This is a genomic window from Nocardia sp. NPDC058497 (assembly GCF_042720195.1).
GTDB lineage: Bacteria > Actinomycetota > Actinomycetes > Mycobacteriales > Mycobacteriaceae > Nocardia.
This window is the reverse complement of sequence record NZ_JBHXMY010000138.1, coordinates 1-12333: the sequence shown is the minus strand read 5'-3', so window position 1 is coordinate 12333 and position 12333 is coordinate 1. Positions and strand designations below refer to the sequence as shown.

At 68.8% G+C, this 12333-nt stretch carries 6 protein-coding genes; all 6 read right to left on the bottom strand.

All coding sequences use genetic code 11. From position 1 onward, the window contains the following. Positions 1–58: 58 nt before the first annotated feature. Positions 59–5260: a polyketide synthase Pks13 gene (pks13, locus tag ACFWPJ_RS12350; RefSeq protein ID WP_378850094.1), complete on the bottom strand. Its 5202-nt coding sequence runs from the start codon at positions 5258–5260 to the stop codon at positions 59–61. Positions 5261–5357: 97 nt separating this feature from the next. After that, positions 5358–7271 carry a long-chain-fatty-acid--AMP ligase FadD32 gene (gene fadD32 / locus ACFWPJ_RS12345; RefSeq protein WP_378850091.1) on the bottom strand — a complete coding sequence of 638 codons (1914 nt, stop codon included), beginning with the start codon at positions 7269–7271 and terminating at the stop codon, positions 5358–5360. A gap of 209 nt (positions 7272–7480) precedes the next feature. After that, positions 7481–8500: an LLM class F420-dependent oxidoreductase gene (locus ACFWPJ_RS12340; protein ID WP_378850088.1), complete on the bottom strand. Its 1020-nt coding sequence runs from the start codon at positions 8498–8500 to the stop codon at positions 7481–7483. Positions 8501–8709: 209 nt separating this feature from the next. Beyond that, a complete protein-coding gene (locus ACFWPJ_RS12335) occupies positions 8710–9705 on the bottom strand; it encodes a cutinase family protein (protein WP_378850096.1) in 996 nt (331 codons plus the stop codon). Then, entirely contained in the window at positions 9699–10211 is a 513-nt protein-coding gene (locus ACFWPJ_RS12330; protein WP_378850086.1) for a DUF732 domain-containing protein, read from the bottom strand. The genes ACFWPJ_RS12335 and ACFWPJ_RS12330 overlap by 7 nt, the downstream gene beginning before the upstream one ends. 113 nt (positions 10212–10324) lie before the next feature. Then, on the bottom strand, positions 10325–12181 hold the full coding sequence (locus ACFWPJ_RS12325; RefSeq protein ID WP_378850083.1) for an alpha/beta hydrolase-fold protein: 1857 nt from the start codon (positions 12179–12181) through the stop codon (positions 10325–10327). Positions 12182–12333: the final 152 nt, after the last annotated feature.

Here is a 12333-nt window from a genome sequence, read left to right as displayed (position 1 = left end):
CAGTCTTTGGCGAGCTCGAGGCGCTGATGTAGATCGGCAAGCTTTTCGGCGGTGGTGCTCACTTCTCTCCCTTGGCGATCTTCCCCAGCTTGGCGGACAGGTCCGCACCGATCTGGCCGATTCGCGGCTCGTCCACGATCTGGAGGTGATCGCCGGGGATATGGACCACCTCGAGGTTCGGGATGTACTCGTCCCAGCCACCGTTGGGCTTCCGGTCGGCGAAGCGCGGCTCGAGCTCGATCATGCCGTCGTGGTAGCGATCGGCCAGGTACAGCACGGCGTCGCCGTCATAGCGGGTCGGCTGCGCCTTCGCGAGATGACGGCTCTCGATCCACGAGGTGCGCTGGTGTTCGAGCACGCCGCCGGGGATCTTGGCGCCGGTGAGCTTCACCAGACTGGCGACGATGTCGTACTGCTCCTCGTCGTTGGCCTGGGCGAGTTCCTGCAGCTGTTCGTCGGGCAGCTCGCCCTCGACGCCGTAGGTGGTCTTGGCGAACTGCTGGTAGCGCTGGATACGGCGCACCCGCTCCTCGGGACTGTTGTCCTCGCCCTTGACCGGCAGGGCCAGGTCGATCAGGCCGACGACGCGCACGTCGGCGCCCTCTTCGCGAAGCAGCTGAGCGACCTGCAGCGACAGGACGGCGCCGAGCGACCAGCCGTAGAGCACGTACGGACCGTTGCCCTGGATCTTGCGCAGCTCGGGCAGGTACTGGCGAGCACGTTCCTCGATGTCGCCTTCAACGCGCTCGAAACCGTACATCGGGGTATCGGCGGGAAGACGCTTCAGCAGCGGCTCGTACACGAGGGTGTTGCCGCCCGACGGGTGGAACACGAAGACCGGCACAGCATCCGAGCCCTCGGCACGTGCCCGCAGCGGACGCACGAATCCGTCGACGTCGGCGCCGCTGTCCTGCAGGGTGCGCACGACTTCGGCCAGCTGCTCGATCGACTCGCAATCGAGCACGTCGTCGACGGTGACTTCGGCCTTGATCCGCTCGGTGAGGCGGGCCGCCATCTTCTCGGCAACCTCCTCTTCCAGGATCGGCAGGGTGTTGAAGACGCCGCCGGGGGAAGTGCCGGTGACAACAGCCCAGGTCGCGTAGGTCAGGCGTTCAGCCGCATCACGCGGAGGGACGTTGTCTTCGTCCGCACTTGCGTCGGCGAAGTAGTCGACGTCGGGGGCATTCGACTCAGCAGCCGCGACGGCAGTCTCGGTCGAATCCGGCGCTGCGGCCTCGACCGGAGTCTGAGCCGAAACCGATTCGGCGGCAGCAGCTTCCGACGGCAGCTCCGCACCGGCCTGCTTGGCAGCAGCCAGCGGATCCTCCCCCGCCGCGATCGCCGCCCGCGCGGCCTCGACGAAGTTGGCGTCGACACCGATCTCGACGTCCTCACCGGCAGCCTTGGCAGCAGCCTGCTTCTCCGCCATCGCCGCGACCTCGTCGCGATGCTCGATCGCATAGCGCAACACCTTCGATACCTCGTGGAGGCTGGCGTCGCGCACCGCGGAGATCTGCAGCTGCGGAATGTCGAACTCGTACTCGACGCGGTTCTTGATCCGCATCGCCATCAGCGAGTCCAGACCGAGCTCCATCAGCGGGATCTCCATCGGGAGGTCCTCGACGGCATAGCCCATCGACTCGGCGACGATGACGCACAGCCGCTGCTCGACGGTCTCGCTGCCGTGGGGATCCCAGCGGTCGCTGGTCGCCACAGCCACCTCGGCGGCGGTCGGTTCGGCGACGGCAGCAGCGGCCGGAACAGCAACGGCGGCAACCGGTTCGGGCAGCGCGGCACCGGAGGTGACGACCGCGTCGAACAGCAGCGTGAACCCGACCGGGGTCTTCGCGTGCACCTGCACCGACGCACCACCGAGGTGCGGGGTGAGTGTGGTGGTCAGCGTGCCGGTGGCAGGCAGCGCGGCGTGCGGGTGCGAAACCGTCACGGCCACATCCGAAAGCACCTGCGCGGCAGCGGCCTGCACCAGCGCGGTCAGATCGGTGACCGACCCGGCCTGCACCTCCCAGGCATGGCGGCCGTCCGGCATGGCGACATGCGCGCCGGGCACCCGGCTGTTGCCGCCGCTCGCGGCGAAGGTGGCCTTGGGCCAGTACTCCTTGCGCAGGAACGCGGTTCGCGGCACATCGGCGTAATCACCCTGCGGCAGCAGCGAACTCAGGTTCACCGCGTGGCCGTGCACGTAGAGCTGGGCGAGCGCGCCGATGACACCGGCGGACTCGTCTTCCTTGCGCTTGAGCGTCGGAATGAGCTGCGCGTCGTGCACGCCCGCGGCGAAGGTGGTGCCAAGGACCTGCATCAGCGCGACGGAATTGGGCGCCAGCTCCAGGAACGTGGTGTGCCCGGAATCGACGGCGGCCTTGATCGCGTTGGTGAAGTACACCGCGTGGCGCATGTTCTTCACCCAGTAGGGCTCGTCGTGGATCGGGTCGGAACCGGGCTTGAAGTACAGGCCCTCGTGCACGGTCGAGTACAGGCCGGTCTTCAGCGAGGTGGGCTCGATGCCGGCCAGTTCGGCGGCGAGCTCGCCCAGCAGCGGGTCCATCTGCGAGGTGTGGCCCGCGCCGCGGGTGGGCAGGATGCGGGCGAACTTGCCCATGCCCTCCACCTCGGCGACGATCTGCTCGACCTGCTCGCGCGGGCCGCCGATGACGGTGTTGGTCGGCGCGGCGTACACCGCGCACTCCACGTCGGGGAAGCGCGGCAGCAGCTCGGCCACATCGTGGGCGCTGAGCTCGACGAGTGCCATATTGCGCACGTCGTCCTCGGTGATCATCTGCTCGCCCTCGCCCATCAGGCGCGAACGGGCGCAGATCACGCGCACCGCGTCCTCGAGGCTCAGGCCGCCCGCGATGTACGCGCCCGCGACCTCACCCATCGAATGACCGACCACGGCAGCGGGTTCCGCGCCGTGTGCGCGCAGCACCGCGGCCAGACCCAGCTGGGTGGTGAAGATGCCGACCTGGCAGGTGCCGACGTCGTAGTCCTGCTCGTCGTCGAGGAACATCTCGCGGATCGAGTAGCCCGCCTCGTCCTGCACCAGCTCGTCGACCTCGTCGACGGTCTTGCGGAAGATCGAGTTCTCGTTGTAGAGCTGCTTGGACATCTTGCGGTGCTGCGCGCCGAAGCCACACATCACCCAGACCGGCGCGGCGGCGGCCGGGGAATCGGCGGTGAACACACCGGCGCCGGGCTTGCCCTCGGCGATGGCGCGCAGACCGGCGACGGCCTCCTCGTGCGTCTTGGCCAGCACCACACCGCGCGACCGGTGATGGCTGCGCTTGGCCAGCGACCGGGCGACATCCGTCAGCGGCACGTCTTTGCCGGGGCCCTCCAGCCAGTCGGCCAGCTCGGCGGCGGCCCGCTTGCGGCGCGAGGGCAGGTAGGCGGACACGGCCAGGATGACCGGCAGCGGCTCGGCGCGCTCGCCGTCCCACTCGAGGACAGCTTCCGCGTCCTCGGCGGCGGCGACGATCGCGGCGGCCTCGGCGACCACATCGGTGGCCTCTTCGTCGGCGAGCTCGTGGGCGGCGACCTGCTCGGGCGTCACCTCGACATCGGGAACGACCGGGGTCGGCACGTATTCCTGCAGCACGACGTGGGCGTTGGTGCCACCGAAACCGAAGCCGGAGATGCCGACGGTCGCGACGCCGCTGTAGCGCGGGTACTCGGTCGGCTCGTCGACGACCTTGAGGTTGGCCTGCTCGAACGGGATGTACGGGCTCGGGCCCGCGTAGTTGATGTTCGGCGGAATCACGTTGTGCTGGAACGACATCAGCACCTTGGCGAGGCTGGCCGCGCCCGCGCCCGATTCGAGGTGACCGAAGTTGGTCTTGGCCGAGCCGAGCAGGGCGGGCTTGTCGGCGTCACGGCCACGGCCGACGACGCGCGCGAGCGCCTCGGCTTCGATGGGGTCGCCGATGGGGGTGCCGGTGCCGTGGGCCTCGATGTAGTCGACCGAGGACGGGACGATGCCGGCGTCGCGGTAGGCGCGGCGCAGCACATCGGCCTGGGCGTCCGGGTTCGGCGCGAGCAGGCCGTTGGAGCGGCCGTCGTTGTTGACCGCCGAGCCCTTGACCACCGCGTAGATGTGGTCGCCGTCGCGTTCGGCGTCGGCGAGCCGCTTGAGCACGACCAGGCCGGCGCCCTCGGACCGGACCATGCCGTCGGCGTCCTTGGAGAACGCCTTGATACGGCCGTCCGCGGAGGTGCCCGGCCCGAAACCGAGCGTCGGGAACGGCATCAGCAGCATGTTCACACCGCCGGCCAGCGCCAGATCGGCGTCGCCCTCACGCAGCGCGCGCACCGCCTGGTGCATCGCGACCAGCGTGGACGAGCACGCGGTGTCCACGGTGACCGACGGGCCACGGAAGTCGTAGAAGTAGGACACCCGGTTGGCGATGATGCCGTTGGAGCTGCCCATGATCGCGTAGCCCTCGGCCGACGCGGGAATATCGGGGTCGGTCTCACCGAGCGCGAGCGCGGCGATCATCCCGAAATCGCTGGACGAGGAACCGATGAACATGCCGACCGGCGCGCCCTTGAGGTCGCTCGCCGGAATCCGCGCGTGCTCGAGCGCCTCCCAGGTGAGCTCCATCATCAGCCGCTGCTGCGGGTCCATCCGCTCGACCTCGACCGGCGAGGTCGCGAAGAACTCGGCGTCGAAGCTCTTGACGACGTCCTGGTCGAGGTAACCGCCCCTGGTCTTGCCCTCGGCGACGGCCGCGGCCACGGTGGGGTCGCTCAGGAACTCGGCCCAGCGCCCCTCGGGCAGCTCCCGGATCGCGTCACCGCGACCGATGATGAACTCCCAGGTCGACTCGGGCGTATTGCCCGCACCCGGCAGACGCGTCGACAGACCGACCACCGCGATGTCGTGCGCCTCGCTCGGCGTGAACGCGGCGGTGTAGTCCTCGTCGTTCTCGGCGGCGGGCTCCGGCTCACCGTTGACGATGATCTCGGCCAGCGACGCGATCGTCGGATGCTGGTAGATCACCGTCGGGGCGAGCGAGACACCGGTGTAGTCCTCGATGTCGCCACCGAGGGCGAGGGCATCGCGCGAGGCCAGCCCGAACTCCTCCATCGGCCGGTCGACGGTGATCGCGTCGACCGACTGCCCGGTCGCGTCAGCGACCCATTTGCGCAGCCAATCGCGCACCTCGGCGACCGAGTGCTCACCCGCAGGGGTGCTCGTCGCGGGACCGTCGGGGTTCTGGGTGGGCGTGCCCTCGTTGTCAGCCATCAATTCCTCAAGCTACCTGTCTGCGTACAGGGCGCGCCGTGGAATGACGCCCGGCGTGTGTGCCACGCCGAGCGTCATCACCGAACCGGTCGGCCGATTACTCTTCCGGTGCATCGGGGAAAGCCTGCTGGGTGTAACCACCGCGCAGCGTTCCCTCGAGGTAGGCGGCCTTGCAGGCCCGCCGGGCAATCTTTCCACTGGAGGTACGCGGGATGGAACCCGCGGGGACCAGCAGGATGTCACGAGCGGTCACGCCGTGGCGCAGCGACACCGCCGCGCGCACCGCGTCGGCGATCGGGGCTGGGTCGGCCTTGCCCGCGCCCGGACCACGTTCGGCCACGATGACCAGCTGCTCGGACGCGTCGTCGGCGTCGAACCGCAGGCCGGAATGGCTGTCGGCGGCGAAGACCTCGGCGGGCAGCTGGTTGGCGGGCACCGCGAAGGCGGCGACGAAACCGGGCCGCAGCGCCTTGGACGCCTCCTGCGCGGAGTACTCCAGATCCTGCGGGTAGTGGTTGCGGCCGTCGACGATCACCAGGTCCTTGACGCGACCGGTGATGTAGAGCTCGCCCTCGAAGTAGACGCCGAAGTCGCCGGTGCGCATCCAGTCCGCGTCGGCGGCGGTGCCCTCGGTGTGCCCACCCGGCTGACGCTCGGTGACCCGGTTGCGGAAGGTCTTGGTCGACTCGTCGGGGCGTCCCCAGTAGCCGATGCCCATGTTGTTGCCGTGCAGCCAGATCTCGCCGACCTGGCCGTCGGCCAGCTCGCGGCCGCCGTCGGGGCCCTCCACCGACTCGGGGTCGACGATCGCGGCCCACTGCGACAGACCGACGTAACCGCAGGAGACCTGCGCGATGGCGTTCTCGGCCGACGGATCCACGCGGACCATCCGGCCCTTGTTGAGCTCGTCGCGGTCGACGTAGATGTACTTGGCCTCGTCCTCGGCCTTGGTCGCCGAGACGAACAGCGTCGCCTCCGCCATGCCGTAGCAGGGCTTGATCGCGGTCTTGGGCAGGCCGTACGGAGCGAACGCCTCGTTGAACTTCTTCATCGACGAGACCGTCACCGGCTCGGAGCCGTTGATCAGGCCGATGACGTTCGACAGGTCCAGCGACTCGCCCGCCTTCGGCACACCACGCGCCGCGGCGTGCTCGAACGCGAAGTTCGGCGCGGCCGCGAACGTGCCGGCACCGTCGGAGACGGCGGCCAGCTCGTTGATCCAGCGCGAGGGGCGGCGCACGAACGCGCTCGGCGACATGATGGTGATGAACTTGCCGCCGACCGCGGGCAGGATGACCGTCAGCAGGCCCATGTCGTGGAACAGCGGCAGCCAGGTCACGCCGCGCGAGTTCTCGTTCATGTTCAGCGAGTTGATCATCTGCAGCAGGTTGGTGCCGACCGCGCGGTGGGTGATCTCCACACCGGCCGGGACCCGGGTGGAACCCGAGGTGTACTGCAGGTAGGCGATGTCGTCGATCGCGGTGTCGGGGCGGACCCAGGAATCACCGAGGGTGTCCGGGATGGCGTCGACGGCGATGATGCGCGGACGCTGCGCGGCGGGCAGCGAGCGGAAGAACTGGCGGACACCGGCGGCCGATGAGGTCGCGGTGAGGATCGCCGAGGGCTCACAGTCGCCGAGCACGGCGTGCAGCCGGTCGGTGTGGCCCGGCTCGTCCGGGTCGAACAGCGGGACCGAGATGGTGCCCGCGTAGATCGCCGCGAAGAAGGAGATCACGTAGTCCAGGCCCTGCGGCGCGAGGATCGCGACCCGGTCGCCCGGGTTGGTCACCTGTTGCAGGCGAGCGGCCACCGCGCGCAGCCGAACTCCGAACTCCTGCCAGGTCAGCTCGTGCACCTCGCCGTCGCGTTCCCGCGAGTAGTCGATGTAGCGGTACGCGAGCGTGTTCGCATCGTTACGGGTGTGCTTCTCGACGTGATCGACCAGGGTCCGACCCTCGGGAATGATGAGGTTCCCGGTCTCGTCCAGGTAGTCGTCGAAAGTCTCTTCCATTCCTTCTTCTCCTCCGAAGCCCGGACACCGGTGAACTTCCCAACGCACTTCGGCGCTGACACCTGTGAGGCCCCGACTCGCTATCGCCACCGGCCGCAGGACGACGCAGTGCGTGATCCCGCCAGCCTGCGGATTTTCGAGCGGTCTGCGCGGTGACCGCTATCGGCTAAATGTTCTCAAACCAGAGTCATGTTACAGAGAACCCCCGCTCAGTCCTCCCGCAGCAGCGGAATGACAGGCGCGAAAGCGTCCATCTGGGTGGGGAAGATACCCACATACGACATCGACGTGAGTTCGCGCACACGCTTGATCTGTTCGGCGATCTCTTCGAAGGTGCCGATCGCGATATACGGCGAATTCAGGATCTCCTCGACCGAGAGTTCCACATCGACCTCGAGATCCGGGTGCAGGCCGCGGGCGATCGCGTTCAACGCCATCTCCGCGGTCTTCTCCCGATCGTCGGTGATGACGATCGCGGTGATCGCCCAGTTCAGTTCGATGTCGGCGAACCGGTCACCGGCAGCGGCCTTGACGATGTTCACCTTCTCGATCGTCTTCTCGAGCGTGATGCCCGACAGCAGGCCCTTACCGTTCTTGGTGGTCTGCGGGACGATCGAGACGATGTCGGCGTGCTTGGCCGCCAGCGCGAGCATCTTCGGCCCGCCGCCACCGGTGCACAGCGGCGGCCGCGGACCCTGCCGCGGTCGCGGGGTGCCCTTGATACCGCGCACCTGGTAGTGCTTGCCCTCGAAGTTGCACTCCTGACCACGCAGCAGCGTGTCCAGGATGGTCAGCGACTCGTCGAGCTTCTCGAGCCGGACGCCGGGCCGTTCGAACGGGATGCCCGCGTTGTCGAACTCCTCCTTGATCCAGCCGGCGCCGACGCCGACCTCGAGCCGGCCCTTCGACAGCACGTCGATGGTGGCCAGGTCCTTGGCGAGCACCACCGGATGGCGCAAGCCGTTCGCCAGCACCGAGGTGCCGAGGCGGATCTTGTCGGTGGCCTGGGTCAGTGCGCCGAGCGCGGCGATCGGCCCGATCTGGTCGCCCAGGTGGTCGGGCACGAAGAAGGTGTCGTACCCGTACTCCTCGGCCTGCTGCGCAGTCTGGACGAACTTGCGTGCGCCGCCCTCCTGCTTATTGCCCTCGCCGGCCGCTCCGAAGCGGAACGGACGCAGCGGCGTACCCAGCGCGGTCAACTCACCGACGGGTGCGGCAGCTTCGGTCATGAACTCATCGCTCCTGGCTGTTGCACGCTTTCGCGTACTAGGCGGTGTACTCGGGCTCGCCGCCTACTCCGCGGTAGCGGGCGTAGACGGCGCGATCACCAGCGCACTTTACAGCGTGCGGGCGAATCGGAGTGCGGATGTCACAGCGAGGCATGATCCATGGCAATTGCACACCCGGTGTGACTGTGACAACTCCGCCTTCGCGTCGCTCAGGAATGCGGCGGGTGCGGCGCGTTCTCGATCAGGCCCGCGGCCCAGTTCACCGTCCACTGGGTGGCGGTGGTGCCCTGCGCGTCGACCGTGTTGGTGGCGTATAGCGCGTGGACCGGATTACCCGCGGAGCGGATCAGGGCGGCCAGGCTGGTCAGCGCGTTGGCCGGGTTGAGCGCCTCGCGTGGCGCGTCGCAGATCATGTCGCCGGGCGCGCAGATGGAGTTCACCTTCGGCGCCAGCGAGCCGAAACCGCCGGGACGGGCACCAGTCATGGTGATGCCGGGCACGTTGATTCCGCGCAGCGCGACCTCGGCGCCCTGGCCCGCCGGTGGCGGATCGCCGATCTCGGTGGGCTGACCAGGCCCGGTCTCGCCGGTGCGGCGGCCGTCGGCGATCACCGTCACGCCGAGGACCTTGTCGGCCGGGACGGGACCGTTGCCCGCGCCGATCTGCGCGGCCAGGTCACCGGCGATGACGGCGCCCTGGGAGAAGCCGGAGATGACATAGGTGGTCAGCGGGCACTGCTTGTGCCGCTGGGCCAGGATGTCGGTCGCCCGCGCGGTGCCCTCGGTGCGGCTGTTGTTGTAGGAGGCCTGGCCGTCCGGCGGGAACGCGATCGGGTTCGAGAACTGGGCCACGTAGGGCACCGTGTACACCTCGAGCCGGTTCTCCGGGAACTGCGCGCGCAGCGGCCCGCTGACGCTGAGCATCAGCGAGATCGGGTTGGCGGTGGGGTTGTACGGATCGTCGTTGCTCGCCGACTCCCAGGTGCCGGGGATCGAGAGCAGCATCACATCGGGACAATCCGCCGACTGCGACGTCGGTGGCGGCGGGCCGGGCGGTGTGGGCTCCGGCTCGCGCAACCGGCCTGCGAGCAGGTACCAGAGCAGCACGATGACGATGATCGCCAGGACGAACAGCGCCAGCACGGTCAGGCAACCCACAGGCCAGAACCTGCGGGTACGTCGCGTCGGTCGGGGGTTCACTAGCAGTAGGTGGCGGTCGCGGCGGCGATGTAGATCTGAGCTGCCTTGTTGACGTCCATCTTGGCCGGGTCGAACGCCGGGTCGGTGCCCGCCATCGCGGCCACGAAGGTCGCCATATCGGCTTCGTTCGCACCGGTGGCCTTCGTCGAGCAGATGTAGGTCGCCGCGGTCAGCGCGCTCGCCGGGTCGGCCGGGGTGATCCCGTTCTTGGCCAGCTCGTCGAGGAAGGCCTTGTCCTTACCGGCAGCGGGCTCGGCCGCGGCCGAGGTGGTCTCCGGCGCGGCCTGCGGCTGCTCGGGGGCAGCGCTGGTCTCCGGCGCTGCGGTCGGCGTGTGGTCACCGTGGCCGCCTTCGGCGGGTGCCTGGGTGGCCGACGGAGCGGCAGCGCTCGCGCTGGTGGAGAGGGTGGGCGTCTGCGAGGCGGTCGAGTCGTTGCCGCCACAGGCGGACAACAGGGCGACGGCAGCCAGGGCCGCGACCGATCCGGCTACTTTGCCAGGGATCCGATGCATGAAGATGTCTTTCCTCGATCGTTCGTCAGGGAAGCGGTCGCAGACCAGGCTAGCCGCACATCCGGCGCCGCCGGGTACCGCGCGACAATGCTCAGAGAGTTCTCAGCCCGAGCTCACACCCCGTGGACTTCGGTTTTGCCATTGCGCACGACGATGAACCCGGTCTGAAAGTTCTGCTGGATTCCGCCGGGGACGGCGAATTCGTCGGACACCGGATACCCCAGCCGTCCGTTCTCGAACCCCTGCGCACCCCAGGCGTCGGCGACCGCGCCCTTGCGCACCGACCAGGCGCCCGACAGCGGACTCCAGTAGATGTTGCCGCCCTCGAACCGGCTGTAGCGCCCGAGATCCTTCAGCGGCGCCTCCTCGGCCACCGGGAAGCCGAGCGGGCTGTTCTCGAAGCCGAGGGCGGCGTACCTGTCCAGAATGAAGCCCTGCACGCGGTGGGCGCCGGTGGCCGCGCTGTAGAACATGGGGCCGTGTTCGAAGGCCTGCACCACGCCGTCGCGGCTCGGCGTCGGTGCCTCCGCGGCCACCGGATAGCCTGCGGGCCCACGCTCGTAGCCCTGCTTGCCCCATTCCTCGAGGATCGCGCCGCGCATCACCTGCGCGCCGGTATCGGGGGTCCAATAGATCGAGCCGCCCTCGAAGGTCTGCATCCGGCCGCGGCCGTCGGGCAGGCCCCGCTCGTCGCCGGTCGGCAGGCCGAGCGGTGAGAGCGGCCCGCCCGCGCCCGTGTAGGCGCCGCCGATGCGGCCCGCGACCGGGTGCGCGCCGGTCGCCGCGGAGTAGAAGACCCGGCCGTTCACGAAGTCCTGCACCACCGCGGGACCAACGGTGTACTCGCCGGTGACACAGTTGCCTATCCAGCTCTGTGCCACCGGGGCGATCGCACCGGCCGTCGAACAGGTAGCGCCGTCGGGGTCGGCGCCGAGGGCGGCCGCGGCCTGCGGCCAGGACTGGCGCATCTCGAAGTCCCAGTACGGCCAGGTGTGCGTCCCGGACGGCCGGTAGTTGACCTGGACCGGAATCGCGAGCTCACCCAGTTTGGTGACGAAGTTCTGCGTCGAGAGCCTGGACAGGATCTCCAGCCCGGTGCCCGACCAGTTGTCACTGGTCATCGGCAACGGACCGGGCTGGTCATGGGTGCCCGCCAGGCCGCTGCCCGAGGACACGTACACGCTGATCCCCTGCAGCTTGTCTGCCATCCGCTCCGGATCGTGCGCCTCCCATTCCGGTCCGCCGGGTGGCCCCCACATCGCCGCCGAGTCGTAGCCGCCCACGCTGCGCACCGCGAACTCGATGGCCTGCGGCATCCCGAGCGTGGTGGTGGTCAGCAGCCCGGAATACGACGCGGCGAACTTGACGAAATCCGGGTTGCGGGTGGCCAGATTCATCGCGCCGGTGCCACCCATCGACAGGCCGGCGACGGCGCGGACACCGGTGGTGCGCCAATCGCGTTCGAGCAGCGGTGGCAGTTCCTTGGTCAGGAATGTTTCCCACCGATAGTGCTTTCCGTTGCTCGGTTGCAGCCAGTCGGTATAGAAACTGGACTGACCGCCGACGGGCAGCACGACATTCACATTCTTGTCGGCGAAGAATCCTTCCGCGTCGGCGTCTTTGGTCCAGCCGTTCTCGTCCTCGGCCGCCCGGAGACCGTCGAGCATCAGCAGCATCGGAAAACGCGCGTCGGGCCGCAGATGCCAATCCCTGGCGAGCAACATCTGCACTTGGATTGAGGTGTTCATCGCCGCGGAGTGCACCCACAGCGCAACCCGCCGGTCCGTCAGCCACTCGAGGCGCTCGATCGCCGCGGCCGCTCCGGGCTGGGCGCCTGCCACCGCGGGAAACACGGACTGGCCCAAGGGAAGCGCGATCGCGGTCGCCATGGCCAGTGGGGCGCCAAGTCGACACGCGAGGCGCCGCCGGGCGGACGGGCCGCGGTCCCTCTCCTTCTGCGCGACTCTCATCAGGTCGTTGTACCTCGCCGGGGGCGAGATAGGCGGCAGGCGCGCGGAAGTAAGGAACGGTTCATACAGCGAAAGGGGGGGGGGGGGGCGGGGTTGGGGGGGCCCGCCGCCGGGGTGCCGGGGGGGGGGGCCGAGGGTGCGGCGTCGGGACT